Genomic DNA, 23598 nt, shown 5'->3' with positions numbered 1-23598 from the left:
GAAAGATGAGTTTACAGGACAGAGTTATGACCGAGATGAAAAACGCGATGAAGTCGAAGAATACCTTGGCTTTGGAAGCGTTGCGCGCGGTAAAATCTGAACTCCTGCTGGCGAAATCTAACGCTGAGACCAAAGATGGTCTTTCAGAGGAGCAGGAGATCAAACTGCTTCAGAAACTGGTGAAGCAACGAAAGGAAAGTGCATTGGTTTACCAGGAGCAGGGTCGTGAAGATTTGGCAGAACCAGAGTTAAAGCAGGCTGAAGTGATCGAGCAGTTCCTTCCTGAACAGATGAGTGAAGAAGAGATCGCTGCTGAGGTAGAGCAGATTATTGGGCAGACCGGAGCAGACAGTATGAAAGATATGGGTAAGGTGATGGGGATGGCTTCGAAGAAGCTGGCCGGAAGAGCCGACGGTAAGACCATATCGGATATCGTAAAGAAGAAATTAAGTTAAGTTAAGAATAGACTGTAGTCGGGGCCCCGTAGTTCAACTGGATAGAATATCAGATTTCGGCTCTGAGGGTTGGGGGTTCGAATCCTCCCGGGGTCACTACAAGCAGAAAACCCATCGCGAAGGCGATGGGTTTTTTTATACCCCTTCGCGTCAAGTGCTTGCACTTGTAAGCGAAATGGGGTATAAAAAAACCAGCCTTGCGGGAGCAAGGCGAGGGTTTTCTATTTGCAAAGGGGAATTTACTGAGGATCTGAAATCCTCCCGCACTTGTAAGCGAAATGGGGTAAAAAAACCAGCCTTGCGGGAGCAAGGCGAGGGTTTTCTATTTGCAAAGGGGAATTTACTGAGGATCTGAAATCCTCCCGCACTTGTAAGCGAAATGGGGTATAAAAAAACCAGCCTTGCGGGAGCAAGGCGTGGGTTTTCTATTTGCAAAGGGGAATTTACTGAGGATCTGAAATCCTCCCGCACTTGTAAGCGAAATGGGGTATAAAAAAACCAGCCTTGCGGGAGCAAGGCGAGGGTTTTCTATTTGCAAAGGGGAATTTACTGAGGATCTGAAATCCTCCCGCACTTGTAAGCGAAATGGGGTAAAAAAACCAGCCTTGCGGGAGCAAGGCGAGGGTTTTCTATTTGCAAAGGGGAATTTACTGATGATCACGAGCGTCAGGGAGTAATCCCGAGGTCAGGTAATCATGCAATTGGTTTAAGCAAAACCCTTCCGTCAGCCCTGCGCGCTTTCAGCGCGCCGGCTTGCTCCATCGCTAAAATGGTTCACCGAACCATTTTTAAACGCTCGGCCCTCCTTAAAAAGGGAAGGATAATGGCCGATCTTTTAAAGGTAATACTTGAGTTCTCTGAGAGCAGCCTTTTTCGCTGACTCACTCATCTGTTGCCCTTTCTTGATGAGCCGCTGACAGCATTTCTTGTCTTCCCTTAGAATTTAGTAACTTATTAAAGTTCAAGGTGTAATAATTTTATTATCACGTAAAAAACACAACCAATGAAGAATAAGACATTAACCATTCTGCTTTTCCTGAACTTGATTTTCACTGCCCTTATCGGGTTATACCTGTATCAGAACAACACCCTCGAAGTTGACTTTTCCGATGATATTCTGAAGGTCAGAGGCCTGGTAGTGGTGGACTCCCTTGGTGTGGAAAGAGTCATTTTAGGCGCTCCTTTACCACCCCCGCAAATGCATGGATATCGTTTCGACCGGGGCGAAAACTCCGAGGTGTCAGGGGTGATGCTCTATGACTCCGAAGGACAGGAAAGAAGCGGTTATGTTACTGACAATGACTACGGAAATGTATTCTTTACCCTGGACTCCAAAACTTCTCAACGGGTGCTGTTCGTGGCTGAGCCCCAGGGTACTGCCACACTACGAATGTGGGGTAAGAACGGGAACCAGGTTGAAATAGGATCGGGTGATGAGGGTTCCTGGATACGGGCAAGGAAAAACGGTGAAGATTTTAACCTGTTAAATAAATGATGCCCATGAAAATATCAATGTTAACTAATCTGTGTCTTTTAGCATTTTTAATGATCGGTTGTGAGCAACAAATCAAATTAAAAGAGGCGAAGCAGACCGCCATAAATCCCTTGTCTTATACCGATGTAATCTATATGGGTTCGGTTGATACCGTATTGGCGTCCACTTTCGACGGTCGTATCTCTGAAATTATCAACCATACTGATGGGGAAAAGGTTAGAGTAATCACCCGAATCGATGATGAGATATATTCTCTTGCTTACAATAGGGAGCAACAACAGATATATGCCACGACTCTACATTCAGGAATTCTTGTGATTGATGCCCAGAGGGGCGAGGTATTAAGCAGTCTGGAAGTAAAAAATAAATGGGCTCCTTACCTGAGCTATAATGAAGAGCATCAAATTTTGATGACGGCTGATTATGGTAACAATATATATGTTTGGAAAGTTTCTGAAGGCTTTAATGAAATGCCTGTTCCCGATGACCTGGCCGGGATGTCTCCCAAGGGATTTTCAGGTGATATGAAGTTGTACTTTGACGGGAACCGGCAAATGGGCATCTGGAATCTGTATGACAACAATCAGATTGAAAAGGTAGATGCCGTCGGAAATATAACAGCTCTTGATCAAAAGGGATTGGTTTTATTTCTCCATGGCGATCAGTTCAGGCTTTACGATACAGCTTCAGACAGCATAGTAATTCAGAAAAGGCATCCTGACTGGCCCATATATGTAGCTTCGAGAGATACGGTCTTTCGTGCTCCCGTAAGCCTGTCTCTGACCGCCGGTGCTTTTGCCAAGAACCTGGTACTGACATCAGGTATAGATCGATCCATACGGGTCTGGAATAAAGATACCGGTGAAATGATCGATGAGTTTTTGGGTCACCGCGCAACCGTCAGTGCAATGGATGTTTCAGCGGGAGAAGATCAGTTGGTCTCGGTTGATCTGAAAGGTGGGATCAGATTCTGGAATCTTGACAGTAATCGGTAAATTCGGGAATTCAATAATGAAACTAATACCTCATAACCCCGGCATACATAAATCGGCTTTTTTTACACTTATAGGTATGTTCATCTGTAGCCTTACCAGCCTTCAGGCTCAAAGAAAAGCAGATGAGCCTTTGAGCTATACAGATGATCTTGAACTTGAATGGCAGAATGTCGCTGATACCTTATTGCTCCGGGCCGCCAGCAGATCACTGATCCCTGTGCAAATTTATTTTCACGGAAGAATCAACGGAAACCAATTGAATTCATTTCTGTTAATGCCCGGAGATAGTCTTCGTTTACTGGCTGTGCCAGCCGTAAAGTCTGACACGATTTTTAAAAAGAGGTTTCGTGACAGTGTTCGTGTATCTTATTATTTCGGGCACCGGTCGCTCATAGATCCCGATCTCGATCACCTCTACAGATTGCCTTTCAAAAGGGGGAAGAAATACGAGGTTAGTCAGAGTTTTAATGGTAAGTCTTCTCATTTCAGTGAAAAGTCAAAATATGCGGTTGATTTTCAGTTGGATGTGGGTGAACCGGTGTATGCTGCAAGAAGCGGAATGGTTTTTAAGGTGATCGATTGGTTCACCAAACAAGGTGGTGAAGAATTAAAGTATGCTGCCAATAAGATCGTGATCAGACATGACGATGGCACCATGGCATCGTATGTGCATCTGGATTACAGGGGCAGTTTCGTTAAAGAAGGTGATTGGGTTGAAGAAGGAGAAAAGATAGGGTTTCCGGTTTAACCGGATACACCCGGGGGCCTCATCTACACTTTGTGGTCAGGAAAGAAAATGATCTTTCGATTCCGGTTTACTTTAAGGGTTACAAGGGAGAGAAGTTAGAACAAGGTAAAAAATACAGGGTAAAAAAGTGAATATTGATCTGCTGTACAAATGATATCAGAAGTTCAGTATGCACTTTCCATTTCTCATTTTTATAGAAAATAATCATATCTTAAGCTCTGAAGTATTAAGGGAAAGTAGTTTCCTGTAACCATCAAATCAATCAATAACAAAATGACACTTAGAACTACCTTGACACTATTCGGTATATTAATAGTTGCAATTTCATTTGCCCAGGATCAGGAAAAATATACTAAATACGTTAAGAAAGCTGATTCTTTATATGACGCCGGAGTATACGATGATTCAGCGGAGGCTTACGAAACAGCCTTTCAGGCCCTTGAAGGGAGAGCCTATACGAATCACCGTTACAATGCTGCCTGTTCCCATGCTCTTTCAGGCGATACCGAGCGATCATTTTTTCACTTGTTTCGCCTGGCAGATAATCCACATGTAAAGTATAAGAACCTGAGACACATCACTACGGATTCAGATCTTACGGCACTCCACGACGACGAACGCTGGGAAAAGCTGATCGCAACGGTAAAGGCCAATAAAGATGAGTATGAAAAGGATCTGGATAAACCATTGGTCGCCAAATTGGATACCATCCTGGCCTCTGACCAGGGAAGCCGGCGAAAATTGCGTGAGATGGAGAAAGAATACGGCCGGGAATCTGAAGAATATCTGAAACAATACAGGACTACCTGGGTAACTGATTCATTGAACGTTATAGAGGTAACTAAAATATTGGACGAACGTGGGTGGCTGGGGCCTGATGTGATCGGAAAAAATGGAAGCAATGCGCTTTTTCTCGTGATACAGCATGCAGACCTGGAAACTCAGAAAAAATACCTGCCTATGCTGAGGGAGGCGGTTGAGCTCGGGAATGCCCAGGGAGGGATGCTGGCCCTGCTCCAAGACAGGGTGGCCATGAAGTCCGGAGAAAAGCAGGTTTACGGCAGTCAGATTGCGAGAGATGAATCAGGTGAATTCTATGTATCTCCACTCCTGGAACCGGAAAAAGTCAATGAAAGAAGGGCAGCTGTCGGACTGGGCCCCATCGAAGAGTATGTTTCCCGATGGAATATCAACTGGGATGTCGAAAAGCACAAGGAAAGAACGAGGGCACTGGAATCTGAAGAGAAGGAGAATTGAGGCGTGATTTTTAAATTATTTTCACGAACTCTTAAGATTTAATCAAGAAAGTCAGAGACTTTTATTACGTATCTTTATTCTAAAAGACCGAATGAAGAGAAAATTACCTTTTCTGACCTTTTCCCTGCTGCTTCTCACCGTATTTTTGATCAGCAGCTGTAACCGGGCTGTTTCTCAGTCTGAAATACAGGAGGTCAGTAAGCCTGTTTTTATTCCGAAGCCACAGGAGCTGGAACATCTAAAGGGTTTTTTCAGGTTAGGACCTGATACCCGCATCGTTTATATTGACCGTAACCCTGAGGTAAAACGCATTGCCTCTCAAATGCAGGAGATCATTAAAGATCAGACCGGCCTGGTCCTGCCTCTGATCACCGAAGGACAAAGTGATGAAAATAACTATATCAGGTTACAGCTAACCACCTACCTGGCTAATGAGCTGGGGAAGGAGGGGTATGAGCTCGTTGTAGTGCCCGGCAGTATTCTTATTACGGCAGCAACCCACGAAGGACTTTTTCGTGGCATGCAAACCCTTCGGCAGGCCTTTCCGGTTCATAAGGTAAACCAGTCTGCAAATATCACTTCTTTTAACATACCGGCCTTTGAGATAATTGATAAGCCTCAGTACGCCTATCGGGGTGTTATGCTGGATGTATCCCGTCATTTCTTTCCGGTGGAGACCTTAAAAAGATTCATAGACCAGATCGCTATGTATAAGATCAATTACCTGCATCTGCATCTTACCGATGACCAGGGTTGGCGTATCGAGATCGATTCCTGGCCGGAACTGACCAATAAAGGCGGTAGTTCTGAAGTGGGGGGAGGTGATGGAGGCTTCTATACCAAGGAAGACTTCAGAGAGATCGTAGCCTATGGCCAGAAGCATTTTCTGACCATCGTGCCTGAGATCGACATGCCCGGTCATACCAATGCGGCCCTGGCCTCATATCCGGAGCTTAACTGCAGCGGTGAATCGCCGGAACTCTATACGGGTACAGAAGTCGGCTTCAGCAGTTTGTGTGTGCGCAAAGAGCAGACCTATGTATTTATCGATGATGTGGTAAATGAGATAGCTGCCATGAGCCCCGGACGCTATCTTCATATCGGAGGAGATGAGTCTCATGCGACCAATGAGGATGACTACATTTATTTTATCGAACGCCTGAATGCTATCTTATCAAAATACAATAAGACCATGATCGGTTGGGATGAGATCGCTAATGCCACCTTGAACCGCGAGGCCGTCGTGCAATTCTGGGCCAGTGAAGAGAATGCGGTAAAGGCGGTTAATAAAGAGCATAAACTGATCATGTCTCCTTCCAAGCATATCTATCTCGATATGAAATACGATTCCATAACACCCTTAGGTCTTAACTGGGCGGGGTATATCGAAGTCGATCAGGCTTATAACTGGTTTCCGGCACAAATCCTGCCTGGGGTTTCCGCAGACCAGATATTAGGGGTCGAAGCTCCGTTGTGGACAGAGACTGTTACCTCTGTAAAAGATATTGAATACATGGTATATCCGAGGCTAATGGGGCTGGCCGAAATCGGCTGGAGTAAACCTTCCGATCGCAACTGGAACGATTATCGTGAGCGGCTTATAGCCCACCTGCCGAGACTTGACAGCATGGGTATCAACTATTACCATTCTCCACTGCTAAAAGAAGAGTGACTTCTCTCCGGGTTGATAATTGTCATGTTTTTTTCTCCTTGTTCAGGCTATCTTAGTCTGACTAACATGTAAAAGGAGGAACGATGAATGATGCAACACGCCAAAAGACATTGCCCCGTGTGCCCCTCAATGACCTCCACGATGAAAACAGACACTGGGACTCCCAGCTGCATTTTTTTCTCGTAGAAAGCAGGTTTTTTAAAAACCTCTTAGATGATTACAAATTCGTTCCCGAAACAGAACAGCTGTTTAAGAAATGGGAACGCATGAAGCAGCGTCTGAACGTTCTGCTTCCCCGAACTGCCGAGCTGCTTGAAACAACCCGGCAACACAGACAGCGGTTATCAGGATTCTATGAATCCCGTGAAGGTGTTTGTGATGAAGATTATATCGAAGAACACCGGCAATTGCGTAAGTACTATATCGATCTCTGCCTTGAGTTCAGATCGCTAAAAGACCGGCTATTGTCGTATGGTGACCAGATATTAGAAAGGAGAAATCCATAACCCTAAAATTTCAGAGAGATGTACGAAAAAGATACCGTAGCAAAAATTATGACCAGGGAGTTGGTCCAGCTTAACACCACCGATGATCTTTATAAGGCCGAAAAACTTTTTAAAAAACATCATATAAGGCATATCCCCGTAGTAGAGGGTAAAAAGATCGCAGGTATAATCAGTCATACAGATCTTATGCGTATCAGTTATGCTGATGTGCTGGATGAAGATGACGATACGGTTGAAAGCGTGGTTTATGATATGTTCTCGCTCTCACAAGTGATGACCCGAATACCAGAGACCGTTAGTTCTGACACCACCATCAGGGAAGCTGCAAAGATCTTTACCAAAAAAGAATTTCATGCTTTGCCTGTGGTAGACGAAGGTCACCTGGTGGGAATCGTGACCACCACAGATATCATCAGGTATTATGTAGAGGAATGCTATTCCTGATCGACCCTGCTCGGTTCCATTTTTTGTGAGATGGTATCGAGAATCATCCCGGCATGAACGCGTGAATTTTCAATGAACCATAAATGGGTGTCCATGCCACCACAGATCACTCCGGCGAGATAGAGGTTAGGTACATTGGTCTCCATGCTTTCGGTATCATATTGGGGGTAACGTTTCTGGTCATCAGAAAGGCTTACCCCTAATTTTTTAAGAAATGCAAAGTTCGGACGGTAGCCGGTCAAAGCCAGTACGTAATCATTTTCCAGAACGACCTCCCCCTCGGGAGTGTCGATGATCAGTGAATTTTCGGTGATCTCTTTTACTTCAGAATTAAAGTAGGCCTTAACGCTTCCTTCCTCGATGCGGTTTTCAATATCGGGTTTTACCCAGTATTTTACTCTTGGCCCTATCTCCGGCCCGCGAACGACCATGGTCACCTGGGCACCTTTTCGGTAGCACTCCAGTGCGGCATCGACAGCAGAGTTACTGGCCCCTATCACGGCCAGCTTCTGCATGGCGTAAAAGTGGGGGTCGTTGTAGTAATGATTTACTTTGGGAAGATCTTCTCCCGGAACATCGATGTAATTGGGAATGTCGTAGAATCCGGTGGCTACGATCACAAACCGCGCATCATAGGTTTCTTTACTGCTTTTCACAATAAAGCGTTCTCCGGGCCTTTCTACCGATTCTACTCTCTCGAAAAGTTTTATGTTGAGATCGTTGGATGTGACGATACGCCTGTAATATTCGAGCGCTTCGTTTCGTTTTGGCTTGGCCTCCTTACTTATAAAAGGTACGCCACCTATCTCCAGTTTTTCTGAAGAAGAAAAGAACTGCATGTTCACCGGATAGTTGAACAGGGAATTGACGATAGTGCCTTTTTCCAGGATCACGTAATCAAAACCTCTCTTCTTGGCTTCCAGCCCACAGGCAATTCCAATGGGACCTCCTCCTATAATAACGATCTCGGTTCGGGTCATCAAACGGTTACTTCTTTTAGATTTCCTATGGTTTGTATGGGGTCCTCACTACTGAAGACAAAATTCCCCGCTACCAGGGCGTCTGCACCGGCTTCCACAAGTGAAGGGGCATTTCCGGCATTCACTCCGCCATCAACCTCGATCAGCGTTTCTGCATTGTTGTTGAGAATCATCTCCTTCAGCTGCTGAATCTTTTTATAGGTGTTTTCGATAAATTTTTGTCCGCCAAATCCGGGATTGACACTCATGATCAGTACCACGTCGATATCTTTGATCACCTCTTCAAGAAGTGATACCGGGGTATGCGGATTGATGGCAACCCCTGCTTTCATACCTTCAGCCTTGATGGCCTGCAGGGTACGGTGCAGATGGGTGCACGCCTCATAGTGAACGGTTAGCACAGCTGCTCCCAACTCGGCGAAGTCTTTGATATATCGGTCTGGGTCAACGATCATCAGGTGTACGTCAAGTGGTTTTTTGGCATGTTTTCCGATCGCCTTTACCACCGGCATCCCATACGAGATGTTCGGAACGAAAACTCCGTCCATCACGTCGATGTGAAACCAGTCTGCTTCACTGTTGTTAACCATTTCAATATCTCTTTGAAGGTTGGCAAAATCGGCTGCCAGTAAAGAAGGTGCAATAATTGTAGCGCTCATATCAGGTGTATTGTTGTTGCAAAAGTAACAGAAATAAATCTTTTAACGGGTGGCTTTTACAAGCTGTTAACGATTGAGGAAGTAAGGGTATATAAATTGAAAAACTCCGGTAATCAGCCGGAGTTCATTCATCAATCAAAAAACGAACAGTTATGATAAACTGTTGTAATCGTGTATATTGTGATTATTTATAGCAATTTTCGAGTGAAAAATACGAAAAAAATTCCAAAATCCCTAACCCAGGTACGTTTTGAGAATTTTGCTTCTTGAAGTATGCTTCAGTCTTCTGATCGCCTTTTCTTTGATCTGTCTTACACGTTCGCGCGTCAGGTCGAAGGTTTCACCGATCTCTTCCAGGGTCATGGGATGCTGATCTCCCAGTCCGAAATACAGGCGAATCACATCTGCCTCACGCGGAGTAAGGGTTTCAAGAGCTCTTTCGATCTCAGTGCGTAGGGATTCGTGAAGCAGGTCCTTATCGGGGTTAGGTGATTCCCCGCTTCGAAGTACATCGTACAGGTTAGAATCTTCACCTTCCACCAGGGGAGCATCCATCGATACGTGGCGCCCTGAATTCTTCATAGACTCCTTTACGTCGTTTACAGACATGTCGAGCTCTTTCGCGATCTCTTCGGCCGAAGGAACACGTTCATGAGCCTGCTCAAGAAAAGCATAGGTTTTATTGATCTTATTGATCGATCCGATCTTATTGAGCGGAAGTCTTACAATTCGGGATTGTTCTGCCAATGCCTGAAGAATCGATTGTCTGATCCACCATACGGCATAGGAGATAAATTTAAATCCTCTGGTTTCATCGAAACGCTGAGCGGCTTTAATAAGACCGAGGTTACCTTCGTTGATAAGGTCGGGCAGTGTCAAACCTTGATTCTGGTATTGTTTTGCAACCGATACCACGAAACGAAGGTTTGCTTTGGTAAGTTTCTCCAGAGCCAGGCGATCACCTTTTTTGATGCGTTGTGCCAATTCCACTTCCTCATCGGCCGTGATCAGGTCAACTTTCCCTATTTCTTGAAGATACTTGTCCAGCGAAGCAGTCTCACGATTCGTTACCTGCTTCGTAATTTTAAGTTGTCTCATCTAATCTCTCCTGATTGTTTTATGAATAACTGCGTGTAGGTAATTATACGTAGTTGCCTCAAAAAATGTTACAAAAAAGATGAAAAAAATGGAAATTCTTTTCAGACGGGCATTTTGCGCCTTATCTCGCAAGTATCAGCGGTTTCTTTTCATGCGTTTTGGGCCGTACCACAACCAGAACCCGGTGATGGTGAAAAGCAGAAGGGCAAGCCCTGTCACTGTGGTGTAAGTGACCTTGATCTGTTCGTTGCTGGTTCCCAGCAGGTCATCCAGAACAGAGCCGTCATGCAGATCTTCCAAAAAGTCAGAGTGACGGCGACCTACATTAAGCACCTCTCCGGTAGCTCCATCCAACTGTATGCCCCAGTTTCCTTCAGCAAATACAAACTTCGCAATACCCTTGTCCTTTCTTACGTCTATCTTGTCAAGCTCGGCAGAGGCATGGGGCGAAACCCGTTCATGCAGTGTGATAACAGCCTTTTTGTGGAGCTCCTCCAGTGGCAGCCATTCGCTTAGTTCAGAAGAGGTTCCGGTTTCGGTTTTGGGTAACAGGCTGTGATTGACATGCTTTTTTAATCCCAGCATGATTCCTGATATGGAGATGAAAAAAAAGAATACGAATAGAAAAGCACCCGTCAGGCGATGGGCTTTTCTGAATAGGCGGAGGGTTCGGGCTTGTTTCTTTCTTTTCTGATCAGGGGTCATAAAATGATATAATAAGGGCCCTAAACTTATATACATTCTCGTAAACTCTGAAGGGAAGGAGATTTGTTTAAGAGTAATTTAACTTCTACTGCGATCTTTTCTCTCCGCCTGCGATCTTGACCGTGGGTTTGTGTTTAACTTCGAAATTACAGGAACTGGCCAGAAAGCACATTTCTGAGGCGTTTTTATGCAGCCTGATAGCCTTTTCGATCATATGTCCTTCTGTAACACTGATGAGCGGGTTTAACTGTACTGAAGTAATCCGGCCGGAGCCGTCGGTATGAAGAGTGAGCACCCCCTCAGCCCTGTCTTCATATTCAGTGACAACCACCCCGTCTGTGGCACAGAGGTGCAGATACCATAACATATGACAGGCTGAAAGCGAGGCGATAAAGAGCTCCTCCGGATTGTACAGTTGAATGTCTCCTCTGAATGAGGGGTCAGAAGAGCCCTTTAGAGGCTCTTTTCCCGGTACCCGTATCACATGTTCCCGCTCATAAGATTCATAGGCGGTGGTTCCTTGTCCGTTATTTCCTGTCCACTCCACGGCGAGGGTGTATAAATGTTCTTTCATAACATGAAGGTACGATTCCCCCGACTGAATCTTTCTTTTTATAAAAGGTTTCTTTATGCAGCAGGAAGATCCCCATGACCTTTTGATGGCAGTTGGGAGCTTCCCATAAGATAGGTGTCTACTGCCCTGGCAGCCTCCCTTCCTTCAGATATGGCCCATACGATGAGTGACTGTCCTCTCCTGGCGTCGCCGGCAGCGAATACATGCTTCAGATTGGTTTGGTAATTTTCGCCGGAGATATTTCCCCTGCTGTCAGTATTCAGCTGTAAAAGGTCTGTTATCTGTTGCTCCGGACCGGTAAAGCCCAGGGCCAGTAAAACCATATCACAGGGCCAGACTTTCTCGGTTTCGGGAATCTCCACCAGCTGAGGTCTCTCTCCGGGTATCTCTTTCCAGGAAACCGAAACGGTTTTCAGTCCGGTCAGTTTTCCATTGTCGTCTTTGATGAATTCCTTGGTCATAACGCTCCAGTTCCGGTCACACCCTTCTTCGTGAGATGAGCTAGTCTTGAGGGTGAAGGGCCAGTATGGCCAGGGGTGATCTGTCGTTCTTTCTGAAGCCGGGCGTGGCATGATCTCAAAATTGGTTACAGATTTTGCGCCATGACGGTTGGAGGTTCCTATGCAGTCTGACCCTGTATCACCGCCACCGATCACAATCACGTGTTTGTCTTTGGCATTCAACCCGGGCTCTTGTTTTGCAAGGCCGTCGACCACCAGGTTGTTGTGTTTTAAAAATTCCATGGCCTGAATGATTCCGGTCGCATCACTTCCTTTGACGGGCAGCTTTCTTCGGGTGGTAGACCCGATGCAAAGCACTACGGCATCAAAATCAGCCAGCTCCTCTGCGGCGACGTTCTTTCCTACTTCTGCATTCACCCTGAATATGATGCCTTCTGCCTCAAGGATGGCTATTCTGCGGTCGATGATATGTTTTTCCAGTTTAAAATCCGGAATGCCATATCGCAGCAGACCACCGGGTTTGGCATCCCTCTCAAAAACGGTTACCTCGTGCCCGGCACGGTTGAGCTGCTGGGCGGCCGCCAGTCCGGCGGGTCCTGAACCGATCACTGCAACGGTCTTGCCGGTTCTTTCTTTCGGTGGTTGGGGTTGTATCCAACCTTCCTTAAAACCTCTTTCAACAATTGTTTTTTCGATCAGCTCTATTGCTACCGGTGGTTTAACGATACCTAAGACGCAGGCCGATTCGCAGGGCGCCGGACAAAGCCTTCCGGTGAATTCAGGGAAATTATTGGTGGCATGCAGTAATCGCAGGGCTTCTTCCCAGTCATTCCGGTATACGGCATCGTTGAAGTCGGGAATGAGATTCCCCAAGGGACACCCGCTGTGACAAAACGGGATGCCGCAATCCATACACCGGGCCCCCTGCGCTTGCATTTCCTCTTCAGAAAGCGGCTTGGTGAATTCTTTATAGTCTTTCGTTCTTTGGGTTACAGGGCTCTCGGGCTCTTCCTTTCTGTCATATGTTAAAAATCCTCTTATCTCTCCCATGGTTATACTTTTGAAATGTGGTCATTATTATTTTCTTCTTCAGCCAGTACTGCCAGCGCTTTTTTGTATTCCGTTGGCATTACCTTTATGAATTTGTGTTGACTCTCTTCCCAGTTTTTAAGAATTTGATCAGCTACCTGGCTCCCGGTGTACTTGTGATGTTTTGAGATCAGAGTTTCAAGAGTTAGCAGGTCTTCCTTATCGGGGTTTTCCAGTTCGATGAGTTCAGTGTTGAAGTTCTCACTGTCAAAATGGGCGGTTTCACTATAAATAAAAGCCATTCCACCGCTCATTCCGGCGGCGAAGTTCCGGCCGATCTTTCCGAGTATCACTGCTACTCCCCCCGTCATATATTCACAGCCATGATCTCCAATCCCTTCAACAACGGCTCTGGCGCCTGAATTTCTCACCAGAAATCGTTCTCCGGCTATCCCGTTGATGTAAGCCTCCCCGGTTATAGCACCATACATGGCTACATTACCGATGATCACGTTTTCTTCAGACCTGAAGGTGGCCTTTGAAGGTTTTTTGCAAATGAGTTTAGCTCCCGACAGTCCCTTTCCGAAGTAGTCGTTTGAGTTCCCCTCGATCTCCATCGTTAGTCCTGAGATGGCAAAAGCTCCGAAACTTTGACCTGCAGAACCCTTAAACCGTAGTTTTAGGGTGTCTTCGGGCAAGCCTTTTTCCCCGTGTATCTTTGCGATCTCATTGCTGATGATCGCCCCGGTGGTTCTGTTGATGTTGCTTATCGGGTATTCCAGTTCGATCTTTTCTTTTCGGTAGATGGCCGGATGGGCTTTTTTCAGAATCTCAAAATCGAGTACTCCCTCCAGTTGGTGCTCCTGCGGAAAGGTTTTTCGTATGGCTACCCCTTCAGGAAGCTTCGGCTTATAAAGGATGTTCGTGAGATCGATACCCAGGGCCTTGTAATGCTCTATGGCTCTGTTCATGTCGAGCTTCTGGCTTTGTCCCACCATTTCATCGATGCTTCGGAAACCGAGCTCAGCCATAATCTTCCGAACCTCCTGGGCGACGAAGTACATATAATTGATCACGTGTTCCGGCGTTCCCTTGAAGTTTTTGCGCAATTCAGGGTCCTGAGTGGCGATCCCTACCGGGCAGGTATTCAGGTGGCAGGCACGCATCATGATACAGCCGGAAGCCACGAGCGGAGCGGTGGCAAATCCAAACTCTTCAGCTCCCAGCAAGCATGCAATAGCCACATCTCTTCCGGTTTTTAACTGTCCGTCACACTCTACGGTAATACGACTTCTCAGATCATTGAGTACCAGGGTCTGTTGTGCCTCAGCGATTCCGAGCTCCCAGGGTAGTCCTGCATGTCTCAGGGAGGTGAGGGGTGAGGCTCCGGTACCTCCGTCATATCCTGAGATCAGTACCACATCGGCCTTGGCTTTCGCTACTCCCGCAGCAATGGTTCCCACGCCTACCTCTGAAACAAGCTTCACATTGATACGTGCTTCCCTGTTGGCATTCTTGAGGTCGAATATCAGTTGGGCAAGGTCTTCTATTGAATAAATGTCGTGATGAGGCGGGGGAGAAATAAGGCCTACGTAAGGAGTGGAATTCCGGGTCTTGGCGATATCGGGATTCACCTTCGGTCCGGGTAGCTGTCCGCCTTCGCCGGGCTTGGCTCCCTGGGCCATCTTTATCTGAATTTCCCTGGCGTTGCTCAGGTAATTGATCGATACGCCGAAGCGGCCCGAGGCCACCTGCTTGATGGCGCTGTTACGCCAGTTCCCATTGAGATCTTTTTGAAAGCGATCCGGGTTCTCACCTCCTTCTCCTGAATTGCTGCGCCCCCCGATGCGATTCATGGCTATCGCCAGGTTTTCGTGGGCTTCCTTACTGATTGATCCGAATGACATGGCGCCGGTTTTGAATCGCTTCACGATATCGGTCCACGGTTCTACCTCTTCCAGGGGGATGGGGTTCAGGTCTTTAAAGCGGAACATTCCTCTTATCGTCATTAGATTCCGACTTTGTTCGTTGATCATTTTGGCAAATTCAGCATAGCTTTCGGGTTTGTTCTGCCGTACAGCCTGTTGGAGTTTTGCTACAGTAGTCGGATTGAACATGTGTCGCTCACCATTTCTTCGCCACCTGTAATCTCCGCCTATCTCCAGGTCGGGTTCATGTGCTGATTTTTCAAGAAAGGCCTTATTGAAGCGATTCTGCAATTCCTTTTCTATTTCATAGAGACCGATTCCCTCGATCCTTGAAGGGGTGTTGCAGAAATAACGGTTCACGAACTTTTTATTCAGACCCAGGGCTTCGAATATCTGTGCGCCCCGGTACGAATGCAATGTAGAGATCCCGATCTTATTCATGATCTTGACCAGCCCCTTCGCAATGGCTGCATTATAATTTCTGACAGCTGTTTCAAAAGAGGTCTTCAGTTTGTCAGTTTTGACAAGGTCCTCAAGGATCTCATTGACCAGATAGGGGTTGACCGCACTGGCACCGTAACCGAACAGCATGGCGAAATGATGCGGCTCACGTGGTTCTGCCGATTCGATAATGATGCCGATGGCAGATCGTTTCTTATGCCGCTTCAGGGAATGATGAAGGTTGGAGCAGGCCAGAAGGGCAGGAATCGGTGCCTGTTCCTTTGAAACATTTCTGTCTGATAATATGATGATATTAGCACCCTTGTCAATCGCTTCGATACTTTCTTCAACGATCGCATCAAGACGTGATTCCAGACCGTTCAGCCCCTTGTCTGCGGGATAAAGCATGGGTATGGAAACAGCTTTGAAGTCATCGTTTTCCAGGAATTTGATCTTATCAAGGTCTTCATTCGAGATGACCGGGTTATTGATCTTTAATTTTTTGGCCTGTTCGGGTACGATATCGAAAATATTATGATCTCCGCCAACCAGCAATGAGGTGTCTGTAACGATCTCTTCCCTTATCCCGTCAAGAGGAGGGTTGGTCACCTGTGCAAAGAGTTGTTTAAAGTAATTATAAAGCAATTGAGGTCGGTCTGAAAGCACCGCCAGGGGGGTGTCGGTGCCCATCGAGCCTATCGGCTCTTTGCCTCCCGAGGCCATGGGCATTATCAGGGAGGTGATGTCTTCACTGGTATAGCCAAAAACACGTTTTCTCAGTATTCCGGGCAGGGGTTCTTCGGGTGAGCGATTGCCGGTATAGGGAATACGCGACAAGGGGAGAAGATTCTTATCGATCCATTCCCGGTACGGATTTCTGTTGACGATTTTAACCTTGATCTCTTCATCATTGATAATACGCCCTGCCTCCATGTCTACCAGGAACATTTTTCCGGGTTCGAGACGCCCGTGAGAGGCTATGTTTTCAGGATCAAGGTCGATCACACCTGTTTCAGATGACATGATCACGAGTCCGTCTTTGGTTACGGTATATCGCGATGGACGAAGGCCGTTTCGGTCCAGCAGGGCACCTATATACTTTCCGTCTGTAAAAGGGATGGAAGCAGGCCCGTCCCATGGCTCCATGATACAGGAATGGTATTCATAGAAAGCTTTTTTATCGTCCCGCATCGACTGGTGTTTTTCCCAGGCTTCGGGTACCAGCATCATCATGGCCTCCGGAAGGCTTCTGCCTGTGTGCAGCAGCAATTCCAAAACCATATCCATCGAAGCAGAATCTGACTTTCCTTCTTTTACCACCGGCCTGATATCATCTATCGATGAGCCGAAAAGATCGCTTGCGAACAATTCTTCTCTTGCCTTCATGCGGCTCAGGTTACCTTTTAAGGTATTGATCTCCCCATTATGACACATATAGCGAAACGGTTGTGCAAGATCCCAGGTGGGGAAGGTATTGGTTGAAAACCGTTGGTGTACCAGCGCCAGTTTGGTCACCAGTTCTGAGTCCTGCAGGTCGGTGTAGTAAGCACTGATATCTTCAGGCATCAGAAGTCCCTTATAGATTATGGTGGTGGTCGATAAGCTGGGCAGGTAAAAATAAGAGGCTTCTGAAAGACCGGAGGTTTCGATCAGATGCTCGGCTTTTTTCCGGGCTGCAAATAGCCGGGCCGAAAAATCACCCTCTTTCATGTCTGTATAGGTTTTTCCGATGAACACCTGCTTGATAACAGGCTCGGTTTCTGCGGCCGTTTTACCCAGGCATTGACTGTCTACCGGCACTGTTCTCCAGCCCAGAACACTGAGTTTTTTGGCTGATAATTCCTTTTCGAGAGCAGACATGCAGATGGCGGCCTGGTTTTCAGATCGGGGCAAAAAAACCATACCCACCGCATAATCCCCGGGCTCGGGAAGCACAAAATCACAATTCCTTAAAAAGAACTGGTGGGGAATTTCGATCAGGATACCGGCACCATCTCCTGTTTTTCCGTCTGCGCTGACGGCTCCGCGATGTTCCAGACGAACCAGAATATCGAGTGCCTTATGTATAATGTCGTTTGATTTTGTTCCGTTGAGGTTGCATATAAATCCCGCCCCGCAATTATCGTGTTCGAATCGCGGATCGTATAATCCTTGTGCTTTCATCATCTTTTTCAATTATTTTCACAGAGCTGTAGAAAACTCTGATTTTAATTTAAAGTATAATTCAAAAAGGTGAATTAAGTTTAAAAAATGAGCTAAAAAGTTGAATTTTTATTAGGTGTGTAATTTGACGGATGGTATTTTGCGAAATGTACAATTCACAGGCTTTAATTTTAGAAATCAGCAATTTAGCTTTTGAAGGAGGCCGGCGGGTTCTTTTTTTTGGTGAACAATAGCCGCCGTTATCAGGTTGCGAACCACAACTGTACTATTTTTATATCAGTACTTGATTACATGAAATCAAAAAACCGTCCCTATGAATTACACGAATGAGAGAAGAAGATTCATTAAGCAAAGCTCCCTGGCCGGAGCCGCAATTGGCCTAGCTCCCTCGATCGCCTTTTCAGGTAACAGTAAGGATGCTGTTTTACGGGTAGGCTTGATCGGTGCAGGGTTGCGGGGTACCTCACATCTTAAGAACCTGCTTTTGCGGAATGATGTAGAGATAACAGCAATTTGTGATATCGATCCGGAGCGTATTTCGATCTGTCGTGAGATTTTCCGGGAGAGAAACCTGAAACAGCCTGCTTATTACGGGAAAGATGAATGGGATTACCGCAATTTATTGCAGCAGGACACCCTGGATGCAGTAGTTATCGCTACCCCATGGCTCTGGCATACCAAAATGGCGAAAGATTCCATGAAGGCGGGTAAATACACCGGGCTCGAAGTGTCTGCCGCCAATACCCTGGAAGAATGCTGGGACCTTGTCAATACCCATGAGGAGACAGGTACCCATCTGATGTTGCTGGAAAATGTTAATTACCGCAGGGATGTGATGGCCATACTTCGAATGGTGCGGGAGGGCGTTTTTGGAGAGTTGGTGCATTTCAGGTGTGGCTACCAGCATGATTTAAGAGGGGTGAAGTTCAATGACGGAAAGACCCCCTATGGTAAAGGAGCAGAATTTGGTGAGAAAGGGGTTTCTGAAGCCCATTGGCGTACCTGGCATTCGGTTAGGCGTAATGCCGATGTGTACCCTACACATGGTATAGGGCCCATTGCTGTAATGAGTGATATCAACAGAGGTAACCGGTTTGTTTCACTGAGCTCTCATGCTTCTAAAGGTATCGGGCTGCATAATTATGTCGTACAGACCGGCGGGCCTGAACACCCGAACGCATCGGTGAAATTTAAGCAAGGGGATGTGATCACTACCACCCTAGAAACAGCCAGAGGGGAAACCATCATCGTGACTCATGATTGTAATTTACCACGGCCGTACTCGCTGGGATTCCGGGTACAGGGAGCGAATGGATTATGGGAGGTTGACGGATCCCGAATATATATAGAAGGAGTATCTGAGCCTCATCAGTGGGATGAGGCCACACCCTGGCTGGAGAAATATGATCATCCACTCTGGAGGCGTTATGGTGATTACGCAAGGGATGCAGGACATGGGGGGATGGATTTTTTTGTGCTGAATGCTTTTGTTGAATCGGCAAGGGCCGGGGTGGCACCGCCTATTGACGCCTATGACGCTGCTGCCTGGAGTGCCATTACCCCATTGAGTGAAATTTCTATTGCTAATAATGGCGAGCCGCAGGCATTTCCTGATTTTACCCGGGGAGACTGGATGCGCAGAGAGCCTTATAACTGGATCAAGGAAACTTACTGATATTATGGTTGCAGAAATAATAGTTCCCGCACGTGTATGCCTGTATGGAGATCACCAGGATTACCTGGGCTTGCCCGTCATAGCAGCAACTATAAACAGATACATCAGATTAGAGTCGACTCCGGCTGATATGAATATCATACAGATCGACATGCCCGATATAAATAAATCAGTGAGTTTTCGGTTAGATGAGGAGGAGCTGAAAGGAGAGGCTCGTTATTTCATAGCCGGTCTTCGCGTTGCAAGGAGATATGGCTGGAATCTGCGCAAAGGCTACCGTATCAGGCTCTCGGGAAATATCCCGGTAAATGCCGGTCTTTCCAGTTCGTCAGCTGTAATGGTGGCATGGATTCGATTTCTGGCGGAAGCTTCAGAAGGCGTAACGAATTTTACAACCGATCTGCTCGCAAAGATGGCCTATGAAGCTGAGGTGCTCGAGTTCGACAGTCCGGGAGGCTTGATGGATCAATATGCGATCAGTCTGGGTGGTGTGCTGGCAATCGACCCCCTGAGGGCGAGTTATGAGCGGTTGAATGATCCGGGTGGAATATTGGTGGTCGGAGATTCAGGTATTTCCAAAGAAACCCTGAACATGCTTGGTGAGAAAAGAAAACTGGTTACCAGTGCCATCGATCGGGTGGCCGAGGCCGATCCCTCATTTGATATTAAGAAGGTGAAAAGCGAAGCGATCGGTGAGTACAGGTCGCTTTTAAAGAAGAAAGAAATACCCCTTTTTGAAGCGGCGGTAAGGAACCATTCCATTACCCGGCAGGCACGCGAAATTCTTCGCGGGGAGGAACCGGATATAGTGTCTTTGGGAAGATTAATGTACGAGCATCATACTATCTTACGCGATCTTGTCGGGGTGTCTGTGCCTGAAATAGATAATATGATCGAAGCTTCTATGAAAGCAGGAGCCTGTGGTGCCAAGATCGTAGGATCAGGTGGCGGCGGCTGCATGGTGGCCCTGTTGCCGGAGGAGAATAAGGAAAAGGTGATCAGAGCCATCGATGCCTGTAACCCCAGGGAGGTATTTGAGGCAAAGATCACAGGAGCAAACACAGGATTTCATGAGTCACGATAAATTGATCATTTTGGCCGGAGGGGCTTCTTCCAGAATGAAAAAGTCACAGGCCCGGAACCTTTCAGAGCAGGATGAACAGGCAGCAAATACGCTTAGCAAAGGGCTTATTCCCCTGGGAGGTACAGGAAAACCCCTGCTTGATTTTATTATTCAGCATGCGATAGAGGCGGGGTATAAGACCATTTACCTGGTCACCGGGGAGAACGATGCTGCATTCAGAAAGCTTTACGGGCATTCCGCATCCTTTCAAGGAAAAGAGCAACCGGAGGTTCGCTTTGCCAGACAGGTGGTGCCCCCCGGGAGGTCCAAGTCCATGGGTACTGCCGATGCTCTGTTGCAGTGTATGGAACAACACCAGGAATTACAAGGTGCTACCTTCACTGTTTGCAATAGTGATAACCTTTATAGTGTGGAGGTTTTGAAGGCGTTGAAGCACGATACCCATGAAAATGCATTGATCGCATATGACAGGGCCGCTCTCAGGTTCGATAACCAGCGTATTGCACGATTTGCCCTTATGCGTTTTGATGAGCTGGGATTTCTTACTGACATTATCGAGAAGCCGAACCCGGACTCTATGGATCGATATCGTGATTCAGAAGGGGTATTACGGGTAAGTATGAACATCTTCCGCTTCAGCGGGGAGCAGATTTGGCCTTTTCTTAAGGCTTGTCCGCTACACCCCGTGCGTGATGAGAAGGAGATTCCGACTGCCCTGTTGAATCTTGTGGCTGCGAAGCCCGGATCGGTGTATGGTATCCCGGTTTCAGAACACGTACCCGACCTTACTTCCAAAGAAGACCTGGAGCAGATGCGGGCGTATTTAAACAAAAAAAAGCACGAAGACCTTTAGGTGTTCGTGCTTAGAATTTTATCTAAATATCGGTCTTAGCCGATTAGTCTTGCAGAATGCTGCGTGAGATTACAATCTTTTGAATTTCTGAGGTACCCTCATATATCTGTGTGATCTTGGCGTCACGCATGAGTCGCTCCACATGGTATTCTTTTACGTAACCATTTCCTCCGTGAACCTGTACGGCTTCCACTGCGGTTTCCATGGCAACTTCAGAAGCATAGAGTTTCGCCATGGCACTTGACAGATCGTAATTGCCTCCGTTGTCTTTATCCCAGGCGGCTTTCATGACCAGGTGTCTGGCGGCTTCTATCTTGGTATGCATATCGGCCAGTTTAAATGCGATGGCCTGGTGTTTGTAGATTTCTTTCCCGAAGGCCTTACGCTCCTTAGAGTATTTTTTAGACATTTCATAAGCCCCCGAGGCGATACCAAGGGCCTGAGCAGCAATACCAATTCTTCCTCCTGAAAGGGTTTTCATAGCGAATTTAAACCCGAAACCGTCTTCCCCTATGCGGTTTTCCTTGGGTACTTTTACATCGGTGAACATCAGCGAGTGGGTGTCGCTTCCGCGAATTCCCATTTTTTGTTCTTTCGGTCCGATCTCAAATCCGTCCATACCTTTTTCAACGATAAGGGCGTTGATTCCTTTATGTCCTTTTTCAGGATAGGTCTGTGCGATCACCAGGTAAACGTCGGCTGAACCTCCGTTGGTGATCCAGTTCTTGGTGCCGTTCAATAGGTAGTGATCACCTTTATCGATAGCGGTTGTTTTCTGGCTTGTTGCATCACTTCCGGCTTCCGGCTCTGAGAGGCAGAAGGCTCCGATGATCTCTCCTGAAGCCAGGCGAGGCAGGTATTTTTGTTTTTGTTCTTCTGTTCCGAAGGTTTCGAGACCCCAGCAAACCAGTGAATTGTTAACCGAAACGATCACCGAAGCCGAGGCATCTATTTTTGACAATTCTTCCATGACCAGAACGTAAGAAACGGTGTCCATGCCGCTCCCTCCGTACTCCGGAGATACCATCATTCCCATAAAACCGAGCTCTCCCATTTTTTTAACCTGTTCAGCGGGAAACTCTTGTTTTTCATCTCTTTCTATCACACCGGGGAGTAATTCAGTCTGTGCAAAATCCCTGGCTGCCTGTTGAATCATTAAATGTTCTTCGGAAAGTTTAAAATCCATTTCTTGTCAATTTTTTTTAAAAGGGGCTCAAAGATAGCTTTAAATTGCAATTTTTTCAATGGAACTTGGTTATTTTTACCCATATGGAAAAATCATACTACAACGTTATCGGCGTGATGTCGGGAACCTCGCTGGATGGGATCGATCTGGCTGAGATCAGTCTCTACCACAACGGAGGTTGGGACTTTGAGATTCATCGTGCCACGACCGTACCATATCCTGCAGATTGGGAGAACAAGCTGCGGGCCGCTGTCAATTTCAACGAACAACAACTGGAAGAGCTCGACCGGGACTATACCGATTATCTTACGGCTGTGATCGCCGGTTTTTTAAAAGGCACCCAAAAAACGCCCGACGCTGTATGCTCCCATGGGCATACCATATTGCATAAACCCGAAAAAGGGGTCACCCTGCAAATAGGGAACAGACCGGAGCTTGCTTCAAATCTGTCGGTGCCGGTAGTGTGTGATTTCAGGGTGCAGGATGTGGCGCTTGGCGGACAAGGAGCTCCATTAGTTCCGATTGGTGATGAGATGCTTTTTGCTGACTACGACAACTGTCTGAATCTGGGCGGTTTTGCCAATATTTCTACCGTTGACAAGGGTACGCGAATCGCCTGGGATATCTGCGCTGTCAATACCGTGATGAATCATTATGCCCTCAGGCTCGGAAAACCATACGATGAGGGAGGGAAATTCGCAGCCAGGGGAAGCGTTGATAAAGAACTGATGGGAGCGCTTGATAATCTGGAGTTCTATTCGATGTCGTATCCCAAATCATTGGGAATTGAATGGGTAGAGGAAAAGGTGTTTCCGCTCATCGATGGGTTTGACCTGCCGGAAGAGGTTATTCTACGTACCTATGTTGAACATATCGCCAAACAAATTGGTAAGAACCTGCTGCAACAGGGAAAAACGCTTGTTACCGGCGGGGGTGCCTATAACAGTTACCTGCTGAAACGCATGCATTATTACAGTGAAAATTCTCTGGTCGTTCCCGAGCCGCTACTGGTGGAATACAAGGAAGCCCTGATATTCGCCTTACTGGGAGTGCTTCGATTAAGAAATGAGGTCAATTGCCTGAGCTCGGTTACGGGGGCGGAAAAGGATCACAGCAGCGGGATGATCTATCTTCCTGATAGGTCTTAAGACAGGATAGGTTTATCAGGTTCAGGGCAGCACAGCACGCAA

At 46.8% G+C, this 23598-nt stretch carries 20 protein-coding genes and 1 tRNA gene; 13 read left to right on the top strand and 8 right to left on the bottom strand.

Going from position 1 to position 23598, the window contains the following annotated elements; all coding sequences use genetic code 11:
• The first annotated feature begins 5 nt into the window (after window positions 1–5).
• The 9 genes from K7R10_RS06455 to K7R10_RS06415 all read left to right on the top strand — a co-directional run bounded on the left by K7R10_RS06455 (window position 6) and on the right by K7R10_RS06415 (window position 7572).
• Window positions 6–455: a GatB/YqeY domain-containing protein gene (locus K7R10_RS06455; RefSeq protein WP_224483865.1), complete on the top strand. Its 450-nt coding sequence runs from the start codon at window positions 6–8 to the stop codon at window positions 453–455.
• 22 nt (window positions 456–477) lie between these two features.
• Window positions 478–551: transfer RNA gene (locus K7R10_RS06450), tRNA-Arg, on the top strand.
• 907 nt (window positions 552–1458) lie between these two features.
• Window positions 1459–1950, top strand: a complete 492-nt coding sequence (locus tag K7R10_RS06445; protein ID WP_224483864.1) for a hypothetical protein — start codon at window positions 1459–1461, stop codon at window positions 1948–1950.
• Window positions 1951–1967: 17 nt separating this feature from the next.
• Window positions 1968–2945: a WD40 repeat domain-containing protein gene (locus K7R10_RS06440; RefSeq protein ID WP_224483863.1), complete on the top strand. Its 978-nt coding sequence runs from the start codon at window positions 1968–1970 to the stop codon at window positions 2943–2945.
• 76 nt (window positions 2946–3021) lie between these two features.
• Window positions 3022–3693, top strand: coding sequence for a M23 family metallopeptidase (locus tag K7R10_RS06435; protein WP_224483862.1), 672 nt, complete (start codon window positions 3022–3024; stop codon window positions 3691–3693).
• Window positions 3694–3966: 273 nt separating this feature from the next.
• On the top strand, window positions 3967–4950 hold the full coding sequence (locus K7R10_RS06430; RefSeq protein ID WP_224483861.1) for a DUF6624 domain-containing protein: 984 nt from the start codon (window positions 3967–3969) through the stop codon (window positions 4948–4950).
• A 91-nt stretch (window positions 4951–5041) separates the two neighbouring features.
• Window positions 5042–6622, top strand: coding sequence for a beta-N-acetylhexosaminidase (locus tag K7R10_RS06425; RefSeq protein ID WP_224483860.1), 1581 nt, complete (start codon window positions 5042–5044; stop codon window positions 6620–6622).
• 83 nt (window positions 6623–6705) lie between these two features.
• A complete protein-coding gene (locus tag K7R10_RS06420) occupies window positions 6706–7128 on the top strand; it encodes a hypothetical protein (protein WP_224483859.1) in 423 nt (140 codons plus the stop codon).
• Window positions 7129–7146: 18 nt separating this feature from the next.
• Window positions 7147–7572 carry a CBS domain-containing protein gene (locus K7R10_RS06415; RefSeq protein ID WP_224483858.1) on the top strand — a complete coding sequence of 142 codons (426 nt, stop codon included), beginning with the start codon at window positions 7147–7149 and terminating at the stop codon, window positions 7570–7572.
• Here K7R10_RS06415 and K7R10_RS06410 read toward each other — a convergent pair.
• From K7R10_RS06410 to gltB, 7 genes are all read right to left on the bottom strand, one after another.
• The gene (locus tag K7R10_RS06410) at window positions 7563–8552 is read right to left on the bottom strand and encodes a YpdA family putative bacillithiol disulfide reductase (RefSeq protein ID WP_224484311.1); all 990 of its coding nucleotides are present in this window, start codon (window positions 8550–8552) and stop codon (window positions 7563–7565) included. The genes K7R10_RS06415 and K7R10_RS06410 overlap by 10 nt on opposite strands.
• The gene (gene rpe, locus K7R10_RS06405; RefSeq protein ID WP_224483857.1) at window positions 8552–9211 is read right to left on the bottom strand and encodes a ribulose-phosphate 3-epimerase; all 660 of its coding nucleotides are present in this window, start codon (window positions 9209–9211) and stop codon (window positions 8552–8554) included. The genes K7R10_RS06410 and rpe overlap by 1 nt, the downstream gene beginning before the upstream one ends.
• 234 nt (window positions 9212–9445) lie before the next feature.
• Window positions 9446–10309, bottom strand: a complete 864-nt coding sequence (locus K7R10_RS06400; protein ID WP_224483856.1) for a sigma-70 family RNA polymerase sigma factor — start codon at window positions 10307–10309, stop codon at window positions 9446–9448.
• Between the two features lie 135 nt (window positions 10310–10444).
• Window positions 10445–11014 (bottom strand): PepSY domain-containing protein, encoded by a 570-nt coding sequence (locus K7R10_RS06395; protein ID WP_224483855.1) that lies wholly within the window; start codon window positions 11012–11014, stop codon window positions 10445–10447.
• A gap of 85 nt (window positions 11015–11099) precedes the next feature.
• A complete protein-coding gene (locus K7R10_RS06390) occupies window positions 11100–11588 on the bottom strand; it encodes an OsmC family protein (protein ID WP_224483854.1) in 489 nt (162 codons plus the stop codon).
• A gap of 53 nt (window positions 11589–11641) precedes the next feature.
• Window positions 11642–13099 (bottom strand): glutamate synthase subunit beta, encoded by a 1458-nt coding sequence (locus K7R10_RS06385; protein WP_224483853.1) that lies wholly within the window; start codon window positions 13097–13099, stop codon window positions 11642–11644.
• A gap of 2 nt (window positions 13100–13101) precedes the next feature.
• Window positions 13102–17610, bottom strand: a complete 4509-nt coding sequence (gene gltB / locus K7R10_RS06380) for a glutamate synthase large subunit (RefSeq protein WP_502587498.1) — start codon at window positions 17608–17610, stop codon at window positions 13102–13104.
• A gap of 313 nt (window positions 17611–17923) precedes the next feature.
• Here gltB and K7R10_RS06375 point away from each other — a divergent pair, with 313 nt between their 5' ends.
• The 3 genes from K7R10_RS06375 to K7R10_RS06365 are packed head-to-tail and all read left to right on the top strand — an operon-like array spanning window position 17924 to window position 21222.
• A complete protein-coding gene (locus K7R10_RS06375; RefSeq protein ID WP_224483851.1) occupies window positions 17924–19285 on the top strand; it encodes a Gfo/Idh/MocA family protein in 1362 nt (453 codons plus the stop codon).
• Window positions 19286–19289: 4 nt separating this feature from the next.
• On the top strand, window positions 19290–20369 hold the full coding sequence (locus K7R10_RS06370; RefSeq protein ID WP_224483850.1) for a mevalonate kinase family protein: 1080 nt from the start codon (window positions 19290–19292) through the stop codon (window positions 20367–20369).
• Window positions 20356–21222 (top strand): sugar phosphate nucleotidyltransferase, encoded by an 867-nt coding sequence (locus tag K7R10_RS06365; protein WP_224483849.1) that lies wholly within the window; start codon window positions 20356–20358, stop codon window positions 21220–21222. The genes K7R10_RS06370 and K7R10_RS06365 overlap by 14 nt, the downstream gene beginning before the upstream one ends.
• A 43-nt stretch (window positions 21223–21265) precedes the next feature.
• On the opposite strand, the gene K7R10_RS06360 is transcribed toward K7R10_RS06365, so the two are convergent.
• On the bottom strand, window positions 21266–22408 hold the full coding sequence (locus K7R10_RS06360; protein WP_224483848.1) for an acyl-CoA dehydrogenase: 1143 nt from the start codon (window positions 22406–22408) through the stop codon (window positions 21266–21268).
• A gap of 83 nt (window positions 22409–22491) precedes the next feature.
• On the opposite strand from K7R10_RS06360, the gene K7R10_RS06355 reads away from it, so the two are divergent.
• Window positions 22492–23556 carry an anhydro-N-acetylmuramic acid kinase gene (locus K7R10_RS06355; protein ID WP_224483847.1) on the top strand — a complete coding sequence of 355 codons (1065 nt, stop codon included), beginning with the start codon at window positions 22492–22494 and terminating at the stop codon, window positions 23554–23556.
• Window positions 23557–23598: the final 42 nt, after the last annotated feature.

It is taken from the genome of Robertkochia aurantiaca, assembly GCF_020166495.1.
Lineage (GTDB): Bacteria > Bacteroidota > Bacteroidia > Flavobacteriales > Flavobacteriaceae > Robertkochia > Robertkochia aurantiaca.
The sequence above is the reverse complement of the archived record's forward strand: the minus strand, read 5'-3'. Positions and strand labels throughout refer to the sequence as shown.